Here is a 16,242-nt window from a genome sequence, read left to right as displayed (position 1 = left end):
ATCCGCAAATGTTCAAACATAAAAATAAACAGCTATATAAATACCTTCTTTTATCCATAATCTGTATACGGGCCTTTTCGGTTTTTCCCCAGGCCACCCTGGATACTTATCTGCAAACCGCCTTGCAGAATAGCCCCCTTTTAAAAGATTATCAGGGACAGGTGGAAACAAACCGGGCAGACAGCCAGATCATTCGTGCGGGCTACCGTCCCCAGGTAACCGGCACCAGCATGAATACCTATGCGCCATCTATCAAGGGATGGGGATATGACAATGCCATCAGTAACGGAGGGAACTTCAGCACCCTGGTCGGGATTAATCAAGCCCTGGTGGGAAGAAAACGTCTTGATGCGCAGTTCGAAACGATACAACTGCAAAATTCTGGGATTACCAATGCGGCTAAAATCACGGAGCAGGAGCTTAAAAAAACGGTGACGACCCAATACATTACCGCTTATGGAGATTTGCAGCAACTGACCTTCAACCGCGAGGTATACGGCTTATTAAAAAAAGAAGAGACCTTGTTGAAAGATCTCACGGAAAAAAATGTTTACCGTCAGACCGACTACCTTGCCTTCCTGGTTACGCTCAAACAACTGGCCTTATCGGTCGGGCAATGGCAGATCCAATATCAGAATGATTTTGGCACCCTGAACTATCTGAGCGGAATAACCGATACTTCGGCAGCTGTGCTCGGGGAGCCATCCGTTCAATTATCATCCTTACCGGAGATCAAGGGTTCGGTATTCTTTCGCCAGTACCAGATTGATAGCCTCAAGCTACGGAATAGCAGGTCCCTGATCGATTTCGGTTATAAACCAAAGGTCAATCTATTTGCAGATGGCGGTTATTCCTCGACCCTGGCCTATCAGGCCTACAAGAATTTTGGAGTTAGTTTGGGTGTGTCTCTGGTCGTTCCCATTTATGATGGCCATCAGCGCAAACTGCAATACGGCAAACTGGACGTGGCCGAACGGACCCGCACCGGGTATAAAGACTTTTTTAACCGCCAGTATCATCAGCAGATCGCCCAGTTGTCCCAACAATTACAGGCAACCGAAGGACTGATCGGCATGATCAACGAACAGGTAAAATATGCCGAAACCCTGATCACCATAAATGGTAAACTGATGGGAACGGGGGATGCCCGGATAGCGGATTATATATTGGCCCTTAACAATTATCTGAACGCAAAAAACCTGCTTACCCAGAACAAGATCACCCGTTTGCAGATCATCAATCAACTTAACTATTGGAACAGATGAACGAAGACCGCTCTATATATTTCAAATGCCGGATAAAGTTGACCAGCCTTTTAAAGGGGCTTCCCATCCTTTTTAAAAACCGGTTGATCCTTGGATCGTTTATTGCCGTTTTGTCTTCCTGCGGACAGGGATCCGGAAATTCTTCCGGACCGGCTGCCGGCTCCAAAGGATCGGAAACCGAAGCCGCATCCGAAGCCTCCTCAGGGGCTACCCCAGTCACGGTTACGACGGTCAGCCAGGAATCGCTGAGCGACTCCATCGAATTAAATGCCGTGTCTGCCTTTCTTCAAAAAAGTTATGTAAAGGCCAATGCCAATGGATATCTGCAAACAGCGAATGTATACCCCGGTAAATATGTTGATGCCGGGCAGGCTTTATTCACCCTGAAGACCAAGGAGGCGCAAAGTATCGGCAATTCCATCACGCTGTTGGATTCCACCCTGAAATTCTCCGGGCTTAACCGGATCCTGGCGGGCCAGCATGGTTATATAACCCAGCTTAATCACCAGTCGGGCGACTATGTACAGGATGGAGAACAACTGGCCGTCATCAGTGACCGGAACAGCTTTGTTTTCCTGCTGGATCTTCCTTACGAATTAAGACCCTATGTCCTGAATAAAAAAGAAGTGGAACTGACCCTGCCGGACGGGCAAAAGTTGAAGGGGGCACTGGGCGCGGTGATGCCAACGGTCGATTCGGTTTCCCAAACACAAAACGTGATGATCCGGGTCAATACAACCCAGGCAATACCGGAGAATCTGGTGGCCAAAGTCAGGATTCTCAAGGTGGTCCGGGAAAAGACGCAATCCCTGCCGAAGGCGGCGATCCTGACCGATGAAACAGAAAGTAACTTTTGGGTGATGAAGATGACCGATAGCACCACCGCTGTAAAAACCAACATAAAAAAAGGCATGGAAACCCGGGGCAGAGTAGAAATATTGTCTCCCGTCTTTTTATCCTCCGACCGGATATTGCTGACCGGTAATTATGGATTGCCGGATACGGCCAAAGTAAAAATAGAGGGGGCTTTATAGTGAAAAACTTTTTTGTTGCCTATAAAAATCCGTTGACCGTAACCCTGGTGATGATCATCCTGGGGGGAATGTTTGCTTATAGTAAATTACGGACATCTCTTTTTCCGGATGTAACCTTTCCCAAGATAAAGATCATTGCCGATGCCGGTTTGCAGCCGGTAAATAAAATGATGGTCACCGTCACCAGGCCGCTGGAAAATGCCATCAAACAGGTGCCCGATCTTCAATATGTCCGAAGTACCACCAGCCGGGGCAGTTGTGAGATATCCGCTTTCATGGACTGGAATGCCAATATCGATCTCAGCCAGCAACGGATAGAGTCAAAGATCAATGAGATCAGGAACATCCTGCCTCCGGAAACCCAGATCACGGTGGAGAAAATGAATCCTTCGATCATTCCGGTGATAGGGTATACCCTGGAGAACCCCAATCAAAGCCCCATCGATTTAAAGATGCTGGCCAATTATACCATCAAACCCTTTCTTTCCCAGGTTAGCGGCGTTTCGGAGATCCGGGTGATCGGTGGTAAAACAAAAGAGTACTGGCTCTCCCTGGACGCGCAGAAGATGAGTACCCTTTCCATCACCCCGGACATGCTTTCTACAGCCATTGCTCAAACGGGGTTTGTCAGATCGAATGGCTATTTATCCGATTACCGGTATCTCTATCTGACCGTCACCGATGCGACCGTACACAATAAGGAAGAAATTGGGAATATGGTGATCCGGAATACCGGAAAAAGAGTCATCCTGCTGAAAGATATCGCCCGGGTCGAGGTGAAGGAAGCGGTGGAATATACCCGTATCAATGCCAATAGCAAAGAGGCGATACTGATCGCCGTTATCAAACAACCCAATTCCAACCTGGTCGACCTTTCCAAGGCTATGGAAAATAAGGTGAACAGTCTCAGATCAATACTACCCAAGGGCGTGCGCATCGCTCCCTATTATATCCAGGCAGATTTTGTCAATTCCTCCGTCAAAAGCGTTACCGACAGTCTTTGGATAGGTCTTGCCCTGGCTATTATAGTGGCTGTCCTTTTCCTCCGGTCCTTTAAGGCAAGTGCAACCATTCTGATCACCATACCGGTCACCTTATGTCTGACCCTTTTGGTCTTATATGCTATCGGGTATACCTTCAATATCATGACCCTTGGCGCTATCGCAGCAGCCATCGGTCTGATCATAGATGACGCAATTGTAGTTGTGGAGCAGATCCACCGGACGCATGAGGAGCATCCGGGAGAACCTACCACCAGTCTATTGAAAAAAGCGATTGGCTATCTTTTTCCCGCCATGCTGGGTTCTTCCATCAGCACCATCGTCATCTTTGTGCCTTTTGTCCTGATGAGCGGAGTGGCTGGAGCTTATTTTAAGGTATTGACCAATACGATGATCATAACGCTGGTCTGCTCCTTTTTTGTCACCTGGTTAGGCTTGCCCGTAATTTACCTCCTGTTGACAAAAAAAAGAAAATCATCAAAAAATACCGTTGCAGAAAAACCCCACAATGTCAAAAATCAACGATGGGTCGCCTTTTTTATCCGCCGGCCTGTTATCAGCCTTGTTTTTATGGCTCTCCTGGCCGGAATGATCTGGTTTATCCTGCCTAAACTGCAAACCGGCTTTCTTCCGGAAATGGACGAAGGCAGTGTGGTTTTAGATTATAATTCTCCTCCCGGAACATCCCTGGAAGAGACCGACCGGATGTTGCGGGAAGTGGAAAAAATCATCGTAAAAGTGCCTGAAGTAGAAGCGTACTCGAGGCGTACAGGAACGGAAATGGGCTTCTTCATTACCGAACCTAACAGAGGCGATTACCTGATACAGTTAAAAAAGGACCGGACAAAAACTACTGAGGAAGTGATCGGCGATATCCGCAAACAGGTCGAGGCTACGCAGCCGGGTTTGCGGATTGATTTCGGGCAAATTATCACCGATATGCTGGGAGACCTGATGACAGCGGTGCAACCGGTGGAGATCAAGATTTTTGGTGACGATGCGGCCACCCTTCACCGGCTTTCCAAACAGGTCGCTGAGGCTACCTCTTCGGTAAAGGGAACCGCCGATGTTTTTAATGGAATTGTCATTGCGGGGCCCTCGCTCAGCGTGGAGCCCGACTTTATCCACCTGGCCCAGTTCGGTCTGACGCCTGCCAATCTGCAGTTTCAGATTCAAACCTCCCTGGAGGGAAATATAGTCGGAACCTTGCCTGAGAAAGAACAATTGACGAATATCCGTATGGTCTATCCCGGCAGCCGGTCGCTGAGTGTGGAAGGAATGCAGAAGCTGCCCGTCTTTTTGCCGAATGGCAAACTCAAACCCATCAGCGATCTGGCTTCGGTCACGGTTAAGGCCGGAGATGCCGAAGTACAACGGGAAAATCTGCAGGCTATGGGAGTCGTCACCTCCCGCCTCGACAACAGAGATCTGGGAAGTGTAATCAGGGATATCCAAAAGGAGATAGGGACAAAAGTAGTATTACCGCTGGGATACCATATTGAATATGGAGGAGCTTATGCCAGTCAGCAGCAATCCTTCGGGGAATTACTGACGATCCTGATCACCGCCAGTTTACTCGTCTTTGGCGTCATCCTGTTTTTATACCGGGAATTTAAAATTGCCCTCGTGATCCTGCTGGTTGCCGTTCTGGGTATATCCGGCAGTTACCTGGCATTATACCTCACACAGACTCCCTTAAACGTAGGCAGCTATACCGGGCTGATCATGATCGTGGGTATCATTGGCGAGAATGCCATCTTTACGTATTTACAATTCAGGGATTCCCTGCTCACCAAAACAGTGGACGAGGCGGTCATCTATGCCATATCGACCCGGCTGCGTCCCAAACTGATGACTGCCCTGGGGGCTATTATTGCCCTGCTTCCTTTGGCCCTTGGGGTCGGAACCGGTGCGCGGTTACATCAGCCCCTCGCCATTGCCGTTATCGGAGGGTTTATCATGGCCTTACCCTTACTACTCATCGTACTTCCCTCCCTGTTGCGATTGTTATACAGGAAAAAGGAAAGCGCTGTTTCTCTAGGCTGATGTATCCCCGCTGTTTCTCTAAGCTGATAAATCCCGGAAAAATTGTTCAAAAACGATCTTGCCCCCGGCTACCTGGTAAACGCATATTTCCGAAAACTCCAGGTATCCTCCTTTTTTTGTTTCGATCTCCATGCTCAGAACGGTGGTAAAAAAATTGCCCGCAATCATCGGTTTGGTATAACATATACTATAAATCCTTTCCAGATGATGCAGGAACCTTTGTTCTTTGGCATGCATACTGGCAGCGCCAATGGTACGGGATCCGTCGGGGTCGATGCTCACGATATTCGTATCGTAAAATTCATGTTGAGCCTGCAGGAATTGTCCTTTTCTGCAAAGATCTATCAGTTTTTCTGCAATAAGTTCTGTTTCCATTACTTCCATAACTATAGTTTTTTCATCCTGCCCAATTGTAGCGGGTTTTCAAAATTACCGTAAGCACCGGTCAAACACTTGTAAAAATGCGACAATCTCAGGTTGGAGGTTCGTTTACAGGTGAAAAATCAGATTATTGATTTTAAGGGCAATTGTTCATACCTTTTACCCGGATAATCCATTTTAAATAAAATCTTTATGACCCTGCTAATCTTTGGCTTGCTTTTTTTCATCACCGGCCTTCTGGTAAGCCGCCGTGAATCTTCTTTGTCCCCTTATGCATTGTATCTCCGGATCGGAGGTTTAGTCCTGTTGGTCCTTGGTTTGGTGACCGCTTGTTTTGTTCAGATCGGCACCGGGGAAGTCGGCATCCAGGTTCTGTTCGGGAATGTACAAAGCAATACCCTTTCCAGCGGCCTGCATGTGGTCAGCCCGTTGGTAGATATAAAGCGCCTGGATATCAAGACACAAAACTATACGATGAGTGCCGTCCATAATGAAGGCACGAAAGAAGGCGACGATGCCATCCGGGTATTGAGTGCCGATGGGCTGGAAGTAGTTATCGATCTTACGGTACTCTATAAGGTTATTCCTGCCGATGCGCCCAATATTCTCCGCGAGACGGGTATCGATTATACCGATAAGATCGTGCGTCCCCTTACCAGGACGAAAATCAGGGACAATGCAGTATACTACGATGCGGTCTCTCTTTACTCCACCAAGCGGGATGAATTTCAGGCACGGATCTTTAAGAGCATCGAAACCGATTTTTTGCACAGAGGGTTATTGCTGGAGCAATTGTTAATCCGTAATATTACCCTTCCTCAGGCCGTAAAAACCAGCATCGAACAAAAAATCTCTGCCGAGCAGGATGCTCAGAAAATGCAATTCGTTCTGCAAAAGGAAAAACAGGAGGCTGAACGAAAAAGGGTAGAGGCTCAGGGCATCGCCGATTATCAGCATATCATCAGTGAAAGCCTGACGGACCGGCAATTACAATACGAGAGTATCAAAGCCCAGCTGGAAGTTGCCAAATCACCCAATGCCAAAGTGATCATCATGGGCAAGGCAGGCACACCGGTCATTCTGGATGCAAAGGGCCAATAATAGCCTTTAACCGTTTTAACCAGTAACTGTTTTAACCAGGCTCAAATGGAAAACAAGGAACCAACCATTCTGATCAGGATAGCGGAAAAAAAAGATGCGGAGATCATTGCGGATATTAGCCGGAGAACATTTTTCGACAGTTTTGCCGCACAGAATACCAGGGAGAATATGGATATTTTTCTAAACGTACAATTCCCCCGGGAACGCCAAATGGCGGAGGTGGGATCGGCGGGTCGTACCTTTCTGCTGGCTTATTGGGGGGAGGAATTGGTTGGCTTTGCCTCTCTTCGGGAAACGACTCCTCCTTCCGGTCTGGAAGATGCCCGGGCGATCGAAATCGTACAGATCTATTCCGAACACCATGCCATCGGCAAAGGAGTTGGCAAGGCGCTCATGCAGGCATGCCTGGATACGGCCAGAACAAAAGGGAAAGAATGGGTTTGGTTAGGCGTTTGGGAAAAAAACCAAAGAGCCATCACCTTTTATACAAAATGGGGATTTGAGCATTTCGGAGAACATATCTTTCTGGTAGGCCATGATCCTCAAACGGACTGGTGGATGAAAAGGAAAGTGTAGCTCCTGTCCAATACTATCTTTTCAACAGATTCCTGTTCACGATCTTTTCCATCACCTCTTCTTTTTGGTATTTACTGATAGGAACCTGGTATTGGAGGATGTGCAAAATATTCCCTTCGATGGAATTAATCTTATCAATCGCTGCCAGGTAAGATTTATGGGGTTGAAGAAAGGAACTGACGGGCAATTTTTCCTGCAGCATCCGGAGGGTCAGGTGGGTGATGATTTTTTTATCCTGTGTATAAATGGCCACATAATTTTCGAGCGCTTCTATAAAAAGGATATCTGCAAACTGGATCTTCTCCAGCTTATTCTCCGCTTTTACAAAAATATGATCCTGGCTTCTTTCCGGAACCTGCTGGAGCTTGAAAAAATCGAAGGCCTTATTGGCAGCCTTCAGGAATCGTTCAAAGGAGATCGGTTTCAATAAATAATCCAGGACTTCCAGATCGAACCCCTGAACCGCGTATTTCTCATAAGCCGTAGTAAAAATGACCCTGGGAGGATTAGAAATATTTTTAAGGAAATCGATGCCTGTCACGTACGGCATTTCGATATCCAGGAATAACAGATCGACCTTTTCCTTTTTTAAAAGGGAATTAAGTTCAAGGGCGTTCTCACAAACACCTATAAGATCCAGGAAATCGATCTGTTCGACATATCCTTGTAAACCTTTGCGGGCAAAGGGCTCGTCATCGGTGATGACACATTTGATCCGGGAAGGCGTCTTTTCGCTCATTGGGAGAAATTTAAATAGTCCATGTTCATTTATCCGGCCATCGTTACGTGTTTCAGACCCAGTAACCACAGCTCCGCTTCAAATTTGTCTTCTGTCTTTTTAATACAAAAGGTATGCTTTTCGGGGTACAATAATTGTAATCGTCTTTGCAGGTTTTCCAGGCCGATCCCTCCCGGTCTTGTAGAATGCACTTCCCTGGGAATAGCATTGGTAACCGAAAACCGAAGATCGGGACCTTCGAGTATCGCCTGGATATTTATCCAGTAATCTCCTCCGACATATTTAAAAGCGTTTTCAACGAGTGGAAGCAGGAGCAAAGGATAAACCTGTTGCCCATTCAGTTTATCGTCAAAATGAACGGATAATTGCAGTTTTTCTGAAGAGCGTATTTCCTGCAGTTGGATAAAATTTTGTAAATAACGAACCTCCTGGCTTACGGGAACGGTCTGCTGCTGGTCATATAACTGATAGCGCAGTAATTCGGAAAACTTTTCCACGCTTTTTTTTGCTTCCGCTACATCCTCATCCATCTGAAAATAAATAGTATTGAGGGCGTTGAACAAAAAATGGGGATGATACTGAGCCTTGAGGAACTTCAATTCTGTCTGCAATTTGTCATTGGTGATCTTCTCCAATTGGATCTTTTCGGCGACATAAGCCTTTAAAAAAGTAGCGCTGCGAACAAGACCATAATAGATAAGTGCATATAATAAGGGGATTGTATTGATATCTACCAGGTCATACCATTGCAGGCCATCATCCGTCAGCGCGACAAACGGGGTCAGCAGCGAATTCTGGAAGATGAAATTGACGATGAACACCATGCCCAGCTCTTTGGCCAGCCGGTTATAACTGAAATCCCGCGTCCATCGCTGATCAAAATGACGGAACAACCTTCCAAAAACGTACACAAAAAGATAACTGACCAGCATGCTAACCGACAATTCCGAAGTGGTGAGTTTCCAATCGCGGTGCCAGAACTTCATCCCCGTTACAGAATCCAAAAGCAGCCGGATTGTGAAGTATACAATCGTTCCGTATATAGGCGGGAAAAAATATTTCCAGAATTGTTTCATTTTCTTCCTTGTTGGTGAAAGTTACGATATATGATTCTTTCAGGCTTCACCCTCCAAAGGATGGGATATTTGCATGGGACACCCACAGGAAATCCCTAAGGGAAACCCAAAACTAATACTGGCTAAAATTATAGCAAGGGTTGGCTATAGGAAAATTTCTTTGACCTATAGCATTTCCCGAAGGGTGAATGGACAAGAGAAGGGTGAATGGACAAGAGAAGCGGAAAAAAACAAACTTTAAATATAAAAAAATTATAAAGTGATGATCAACGGCTGGATGATCAGCAGGCTGAATTGGAGTGCTTGGCGGATAGTATGAGAGGATATATGTTAAACAAAAAGTGTAGAAAAAATTCCACACTTTTTGTTTTTGTTAAAATTTTCCGGTTTGCTAAAGGATCGCCTCAGAAAAATTTAATTTTCATGAAGCCAGAGTTTTACTATGGATTTCGTGATGTCCACCAGTTCGCTGAAGGAATCCGGCTTCCTGATAAAACAACTGGCACCTAATTCGTAGGATGTTCTACGATCCTGGTCAAGCATAGACGTAGTAAGGACGACAACCGGGATCTGTCCGAATTTTTTGTTACTTCGGATTTCTTTGAGCGCCTGAAGCCCTAACATGCCTGGCATGTTCAAATCCAATAAGATCAGGGCCGGATGCTCGGAATCTTCGGAATACAATGTTTCCAGCAAGGTTTCTGCATTCTCGATGAAGACATAATCAATCTGGGGGCTGTTCTCTAAAAAAGCATCCAGGATGATCTGCCGGTCATCCGGATCATCGTCAACAATGTAAATAAGGTGCTGAGTAGGACTTTTCATAAAAGGAAGATTAAGCAAAACGATAATAAAACCAGGCTGTTGTTTCTTTAAGGACTTTAAAAATATTAATTTAATGCCGAAAAATAATACCTTAATGCCATCATTATTCAGAAAGCCCGCAAAACAGGTGATTTTCCGAATAACATACTATGCTATAACCTTGCCAATTGTGTTTCGTTTTGGGGTGATCCAGGTATTATCCATATATTATTGTTGCCAGCCAGGTCAAACTGATTAATAAAATAGTTAAAATTAACTAGTTACTATGGGAGCTATTAAAGTTGTTAAAAATGGGATGGTTAAGCGAACCGGAAATGTGGCGAAGGAAAAAGAGGCAGAAGGGGGAAAGGCAAATAAACGGAAAGGGAAACCATCTCCCGAAACAGAAAAAATTCCGGGAACAAAAAGGGTATTGGATGCAAAGGGCTATCCGGATTCAATACAACAGGAAACTCTGTTGAATAATAAAGAGCTGCTCAGGGTATTACTGGAAGTACGAAACGGGAACTTTTCCGTCCGCATGCCTGTCGATGAAGTAGGGATAACGGGAAAGGTATTTGATACGCTCAATGAGATCATTTCTTTAAACGAAGAAATGATGAAACAGTTTACCAAAGCGGGCAATACGATTGGTAAACAAGGTAAACTTACCCAGCGTATCGAGGTTCCCAATGCCAAAGGTTCGTGGAGCATGGGCGTAGATTCGCTTAATACCCTGATCTCCGATCTTGTTCATCCGACCATCGAGATCGCGCATGTGATCAGCTCGGTGGCAAAAGGAAACCTTTCCCAGGAAATGCCCCTGGAGATTGGCGGTCATACCTTGCAGGGAGAATTTTCCCGGATCGCCAAAGAGGTTAACGACATGGTCAAACAGCTTAATCTGTTTTCCATGGAAGTTACCCGCGTGGCCCTGGAAGTAGGATCGGAAGGGAAACTCGGTGGCCAGGCTAAAGTAAAAGGGGTAGCGGGGGTTTGGAAAGACCTTACCGATAGTGTGAACAGAATGGGGAGCAATCTGACCGCCCAGGTCCGCAATATTGCGGAAGTAACAACCGCCGTAGCCAAAGGGGATCTGTCCAAAAAGATCACGGTGGACGTAAAAGGAGAGATCCTCGAATTGAAGAATACGATCAATACGATGGTAGATCAGCTCAACTCTTTCTCCTCAGAAGTAACCAGGGTGGCCCTCGAGGTAGGAACGGAAGGAAGGTTGGGCGGACAGGCGCATGTAAAAGGAGTAGGGGGAACCTGGAAAGATCTCACGGACTCGGTGAACGGGATGGCCAGTAACCTGACCGGACAGGTGCGTAATATTGCGGAGGTGACGACAGCAGTGGCCAAAGGTGATCTTTCCCGAAAGATCACCGTGGATGTAAAAGGAGAGATCCTGGAGTTAAAGAATACGATCAATACGATGGTGGATCAGTTGAACTCTTTCTCCTCGGAGGTAACGAGGGTAGCCCGTGAGGTGGGCTCGGAAGGAAAACTGGGAGGGCAGGCCGATGTACCCGGTGTAGGCGGTACCTGGAAAGATCTGACGGATTCCGTCAATAAGATGGCCAGCAACCTGACCTCGCAGGTACGAAATATCGCCGAAGTGACAACAGCGGTGGCAACGGGCGATTTGTCCCGTAAGATCGATGTGGATGTAAAAGGAGAGATCCTGGAGTTAAAGAATACGATCAATACGATGGTTGACCAGCTTAGGGGATTTGCATCTGAAGTGACAAGGGTAGCCCGGGAGGTGGGTTCTGAAGGTAAGCTGGGAGGGCAGGCTGCTGTTGAAGGGGTAGGAGGAGTCTGGAAAGACCTGACGGATTCGGTGAACGGGATGGCCAGTAACCTGACCGGTCAGGTGCGCAATATTGCCGAGGTAACAACAGCGGTTGCCAAAGGAGATTTGTCCAGGAAAATTACCGTGGATGTAAAAGGGGAGATCCTGGAATTAAAGAATACGATCAATACGATGGTGGATCAGTTGAACTCCTTTGGATCGGAAGTGACGCGTGTGGCCCGCGAAGTGGGATCGGAAGGAAAATTGGGAGGCCAGGCAGACGTCCCGGGCGTAGGAGGGACCTGGAAAGATCTTTCGGATTCTGTTAATAAAATGGCCAGTAACCTGACCTCGCAGGTGCGCAATATTGCGGAAGTAACCACTGCAGTGGCTAACGGTGACCTGTCGAGGAAGATCACCGTTGACGTACAGGGAGAGATCCTGGAATTAAAGAATACGATCAATACGCTGGTAGACCGGTTACGGGGATTTGCTTCTGAAGTCACGCGTGTGGCCCGTGAAGTAGGGACAGAGGGCAAATTGGGAGGACAGGCCTTCGTACCCGGAGTGGCCGGTACCTGGAAAGATTTAACAGATTCTGTTAACCAGATGGCGGGTAACCTGACCGCTCAGGTGCGAAATATCGCCGAAGTCGCCATCGCGGTGGCAAACGGGGACATGTCCAAAAAGATCACTGTGGACGTTAGAGGGGAAATCCTTCAGTTGAAAGAAACCCTTAATACGATGGTGGATCAATTACGGGCCTTTGCCTCTGAAGTAACCCGTGTGGCGCGTGAAGTGGGTACGGATGGAAAATTAGGGGGACAGGCCTTTGTACCGGGGGTAGCCGGTACCTGGAAGGATCTTACCGACTCGGTGAACCAAATGACGGGTAATCTGACGGCACAGGTGCGTAATATAGCAGAAGTGACCAAGGCCGTAGCCAGCGGTGATCTTTCCAAAACAGTGGCGATCGATGTTAAAGGCGAGATCCTCGATCTGAAGAATACGATCAATACGATGGTGGAGCAATTGAACTCCTTTGCCTTCGAAGTTACCCGTGTGGCGAGAGAAGTGGGCACCGAAGGAAAATTAGGCGGGCAAGCCGAAGTCCGGGGAGTGGCCGGAACCTGGAAAGATCTTACGGATAGTGTGAACATGATGGCCTCCAACCTGACCAACCAGGTAAGAGGAATCGCCAAGGTGGTAACGGCAGTGGCAACAGGGAACCTCAAACAAAAATTATCCATTGTGTCAAGGGGCGAGGTGGCCCAATTGACGGATACCATTAATGAAATGATCGATACGCTTGCCTTGTTTGCAGACCAGGTGACCACCGTGGCCCGAGAGGTAGGGGTGGAAGGAAGACTGGGCGGTCAGGCCAGCGTTCCGGGCGCTTCAGGAATTTGGAAGAACCTTACAGAGAATGTGAATCAGCTGGCACAAAACCTCACCACCCAGGTGCGATCTATCTCTGAAGTAGCTTCCGCCGTAACGAAGGGGGATCTTACCCGGACCATCCGGGTGGAGGCCAAAGGAGAAGTGGAAGCGCTGAAGGATACCATCAATCAGATGATCGCCAATTTGAAGGAAACAACCTTGCGTAACCAGGAACAGGACTGGCTGAAATCCAACCTGGCCAAATTTACGCAGATGCTTCAGGGACAGAAAGATCTCAGGACGGTGACGCAGCGTATCCTTTCCGAACTCGCCCAGGTTGTTACGGCCCATTATGGAGCTTTTTATATCCTGAACCAGGATGAGGAAACCCAACATGTAAAACTGAATCTTTTCTCGGCCTACGGATACCGGTCGGAAAAAAATATTCCTACCCAATTTTCCATTGGAGAAGGATTGGTTGGGCAGGTAGCCTTTGAAAAGGAGCGGATCATCCTCTCCAATGTCCCTTCCAATTATATAAAGATCAGTTCCGGTTTGGGAAGAGCCAAGCCTGCCAATCTTATCATCCTTCCCGTATTATTCGAGAACAAGGTAAAAGCCGTTATCGAACTGGCCTCCCTGGATGCCTTCAGCGAAACACATCTGGATTTTCTCAGCCAGCTGACGGAAAGCCTGGGGATCGTACTGAATACTATCGAGGCCAATACCCGGACGGAAGAATTACTGGCCCAGTCCCAATCCCTGGCCGGTGAGCTGAAAATCCAGCAGGAAGAACTGCGAAGGACCAATGATGAACTCCAGGATAAAGCTCTTTTACTGGTCAAACAGAAGAACGAGGTAGAGGCAAAGAACAAGGAAGTGGAGGAAGCCAGGAAATCGCTGGAAGAAAAAGCCGAGCAGCTGACGCTTACCTCTAAATACAAATCGGAATTTTTAGCCAATATGTCCCATGAACTAAGGACGCCTTTGAATAGCCTCCTCATTCTTGCCCAGCAGTTGTATGAAAATGCGGAAGGTAATCTTTCCGACAAACAGATCCGGTATGCCAAGACCATTCATTCCTGCGGAGATGACCTGATCCAGCTGATCAATGATATTCTGGATCTTTCCAAAATCGAGTCAGGCTTTATCACCACCAACTTTTCTCCGGTCCGTTTCGGGGAGATTGCCTCTTTTGTGGAAACCACCTTCAAACCCATTTCGGAGGCCAGGCATCTTCGTTTTACCATCGAAACGGATCCCAGTCTTCCTCAAACGCTGGAAACAGACTTGCAGCGTCTTAATCAGATCCTGAAGAACCTGTTGTCCAATTCCTTTAAGTTCACAGAGAAAGGAGAGGTGAAACTCAGGATCTATGAAGCGGACAAAAACTGGAAACAAGGAACTAATTCCACACTTGACCGTGCAGGAAGAGTGGCCGCGTTTGCCATTAGCGATACAGGGATCGGAATACCCCAGGAAAAACAAAACATCATCTTCGAAGCCTTTCAGCAGGCGGAAGGATCCACCAGCCGCAAATACGGAGGTACCGGTCTTGGATTGTCCATCAGCCGTGGATTGGCGGAATTATTGGGCGGAACTATCGAACTGGAAAGTTCTCCTTCCCTGGGAAGTACCTTTACTTTATTCCTGCCAATGGATTATGTCAGCGGCAACCTGTCCAGGGAAACAACCGGTAGTCTGCATTCTTACCGGCAATTGCAATTGAGCGAGGACAGCGGAGAGATCGATACCTTATTGAATTCCCTACGGGTAACCAACGAGGGGATAGATTCTTCTTCTTTGACTATTGTCAGCGAAATGATCAACGATGCAGGGGATGACCGTGCTTCCATTCAGCTTAATGATAAAATAGTATTAGTGGTGGAGGATGATCTTCGTTTTGGGAAGATCATCATAGAAAAGGCGCATCTACATGGGATGAAGGCCATCGTAGCCACCAATTACATCGAAGTATTCGATTTTATCAACCGGTTCACCCCCATTGCTATCACCCTGGACGTACGGTTACCCGATACCAGTGGATGGAAAGTCCTGGACCTGCTCAGGAACGATCTCAATTACCGGCATATCCCGATCCATCTTATCTCCGGTGAAGAGAACAGGGCGCTGGCCCTTAAACGGGGCGCCCGCAGCTTTCTGCTCAAACCTTTGGCGACAGAGGCTCTCGACGAGCTTTTTACAGATATCCTTTCCTTTGACAAAAAGGAAGCCCTGAAAATACTGGTAGTGGAAGACAATGAAATGGACTCTTCCCAGATCACCCGGATGCTACGAAGTGATAATGTGGAAGTCACCATTGCGGCTACCGGTAAAAAGGCTCTTCAGGAAACCAATTTAAAAGAATTCGATTGCATCATCCTGGATTATACCCTTCCGGATATATCCGGGATCGAGCTGGTTAAACGGGTTAGCGAAAACAAGAAAAAACTGACACCGGTAATCGTATATTCTGCAAAAGACTTTGATAAAAAAGAGCTGCTTCATTTAAACCAAAGCTCCAATACCATCCTGCTGAAAGGAGTGAACTCCCTGGAACACCTGTTGGAAGAGACGGTATTACAATTGCATATCAACCACAAAGAACTGGCTCCGGAGAAAAGGAAGGTTATTGAAAATATCCGGATGAAAGACGATATCCTGACCGGAAAGAACATACTTTGTGTGGATGACGATGTCCGTAATCTTTTTGCCCTGACTACGGTTTTTGAACGATATAATATGAACGTGATTACGGCGGAAAGCGGAAAGGATGCCATCAATATCATCAACGATGACAAACAGCGGATCGATATGATATTAATGGATATCATGATGCCGGAAATGGATGGGTATGAGACTACCCAAAAGATCAGACGGGAGCATAAAAACAGTACCTTACCGATCATCGCGGTAACGGCCAAAGCCATGAAGGGTGACCGGCAGAAATGTATCGAGGCGGGGGCTTCCGATTATATCACAAAGCCTTTAAAAATCGACCAGTTGCTGTCATTAATGCGGGTCTGGTTCTATAAATAAAA

Annotated in this window: 10 protein-coding genes; 6 read left to right on the top strand and 4 right to left on the bottom strand. The window is 47.0% G+C overall.

The genetic code is table 11. The features are described from left to right. Positions 1 to 8: 8 nt before the first annotated feature. The 3 genes from ACX0G9_RS24905 to ACX0G9_RS24895 are packed head-to-tail and all read left to right on the top strand — an operon-like array spanning position 9 to position 5,346. A complete protein-coding gene (locus ACX0G9_RS24905) occupies positions 9 to 1,265 on the top strand; it encodes a TolC family protein (protein WP_459067683.1) in 1,257 nt (418 codons plus the stop codon). Beyond that, on the top strand, positions 1,262 to 2,299 hold the full coding sequence (locus ACX0G9_RS24900) for an efflux RND transporter periplasmic adaptor subunit (RefSeq protein WP_459067682.1): 1,038 nt from the start codon (positions 1,262 to 1,264) through the stop codon (positions 2,297 to 2,299). Before ACX0G9_RS24905 ends, ACX0G9_RS24900 begins: the two co-directional genes overlap by 4 nt. Continuing rightward, positions 2,299 to 5,346 (top strand): efflux RND transporter permease subunit, encoded by a 3,048-nt coding sequence (locus tag ACX0G9_RS24895; protein WP_459067681.1) that lies wholly within the window; start codon positions 2,299 to 2,301, stop codon positions 5,344 to 5,346. Before ACX0G9_RS24900 ends, ACX0G9_RS24895 begins: the two co-directional genes overlap by 1 nt. Before the next feature lie 18 nt (positions 5,347 to 5,364). Here ACX0G9_RS24895 and ACX0G9_RS24890 read toward each other — a convergent pair whose 3' ends face one another. Beyond that, positions 5,365 to 5,730 carry a SnoaL-like domain-containing protein gene (locus ACX0G9_RS24890; RefSeq protein ID WP_459067680.1) on the bottom strand — a complete coding sequence of 122 codons (366 nt, stop codon included), beginning with the start codon at positions 5,728 to 5,730 and terminating at the stop codon, positions 5,365 to 5,367. Positions 5,731 to 5,919: 189 nt separating this feature from the next. Here ACX0G9_RS24890 and ACX0G9_RS24885 point away from each other — a divergent pair, with 189 nt between their 5' ends. Both ACX0G9_RS24885 and ACX0G9_RS24880 read left to right on the top strand, forming a co-directional pair. Continuing rightward, positions 5,920 to 6,828 carry a prohibitin family protein gene (locus ACX0G9_RS24885; RefSeq protein WP_459067679.1) on the top strand — a complete coding sequence of 303 codons (909 nt, stop codon included), beginning with the start codon at positions 5,920 to 5,922 and terminating at the stop codon, positions 6,826 to 6,828. 45 nt (positions 6,829 to 6,873) lie between these two features. Then, on the top strand, positions 6,874 to 7,404 hold the full coding sequence (locus ACX0G9_RS24880) for a GNAT family N-acetyltransferase (protein WP_459067678.1): 531 nt from the start codon (positions 6,874 to 6,876) through the stop codon (positions 7,402 to 7,404). 13 nt (positions 7,405 to 7,417) lie between these two features. Here ACX0G9_RS24880 and ACX0G9_RS24875 read toward each other — a convergent pair whose 3' ends face one another. From ACX0G9_RS24875 to ACX0G9_RS24865, 3 genes are all read right to left on the bottom strand, one after another. Next, positions 7,418 to 8,143 carry a LytR/AlgR family response regulator transcription factor gene (locus ACX0G9_RS24875; RefSeq protein WP_459067677.1) on the bottom strand — a complete coding sequence of 242 codons (726 nt, stop codon included), beginning with the start codon at positions 8,141 to 8,143 and terminating at the stop codon, positions 7,418 to 7,420. Between the two features lie 29 nt (positions 8,144 to 8,172). Further along, positions 8,173 to 9,219, bottom strand: a complete 1,047-nt coding sequence (locus tag ACX0G9_RS24870) for a sensor histidine kinase (RefSeq protein WP_459067676.1) — start codon at positions 9,217 to 9,219, stop codon at positions 8,173 to 8,175. Between the two features lie 414 nt (positions 9,220 to 9,633). Next, a complete protein-coding gene (locus tag ACX0G9_RS24865) occupies positions 9,634 to 10,044 on the bottom strand; it encodes a response regulator (RefSeq protein ID WP_459067675.1) in 411 nt (136 codons plus the stop codon). A 265-nt stretch (positions 10,045 to 10,309) separates the two neighbouring features. Between ACX0G9_RS24865 and ACX0G9_RS24860 the strand changes: the two genes are divergently transcribed. Next, positions 10,310 to 16,240: a HAMP domain-containing protein gene (locus tag ACX0G9_RS24860; RefSeq protein WP_459067674.1), complete on the top strand. Its 5,931-nt coding sequence runs from the start codon at positions 10,310 to 10,312 to the stop codon at positions 16,238 to 16,240. Positions 16,241 to 16,242: the final 2 nt, after the last annotated feature.

This window comes from Flavitalea flava, from assembly GCF_054461575.1.
Note: the sequence above shows the minus strand (reverse complement) of the source record. Positions and strands in the feature narration are given on the sequence as shown.

Coding starts and splice junctions, on each gene's coding strand:
- ACX0G9_RS24905 (WP_459067683.1), top strand. CDS start 9: ATGTTCAAACATAAAAATAAACAGCTATATAAATACCTTCTTTTATCC.
- ACX0G9_RS24900 (WP_459067682.1), top strand. CDS start 1,262: ATGAACGAAGACCGCTCTATATATTTCAAATGCCGGATAAAGTTGACC.
- ACX0G9_RS24890 (WP_459067680.1), bottom strand. CDS start 5,730: ATGGAAGTAATGGAAACAGAACTTATTGCAGAAAAACTGATAGATCTT.
- ACX0G9_RS24885 (WP_459067679.1), top strand. CDS start 5,920: ATGACCCTGCTAATCTTTGGCTTGCTTTTTTTCATCACCGGCCTTCTG.
- ACX0G9_RS24880 (WP_459067678.1), top strand. CDS start 6,874: ATGGAAAACAAGGAACCAACCATTCTGATCAGGATAGCGGAAAAAAAA.
- ACX0G9_RS24875 (WP_459067677.1), bottom strand. CDS start 8,143: ATGAGCGAAAAGACGCCTTCCCGGATCAAATGTGTCATCACCGATGAC.
- ACX0G9_RS24870 (WP_459067676.1), bottom strand. CDS start 9,219: ATGAAACAATTCTGGAAATATTTTTTCCCGCCTATATACGGAACGATT.
- ACX0G9_RS24865 (WP_459067675.1), bottom strand. CDS start 10,044: ATGAAAAGTCCTACTCAGCACCTTATTTACATTGTTGACGATGATCCG.
- ACX0G9_RS24860 (WP_459067674.1), top strand. CDS start 10,310: ATGGGAGCTATTAAAGTTGTTAAAAATGGGATGGTTAAGCGAACCGGA.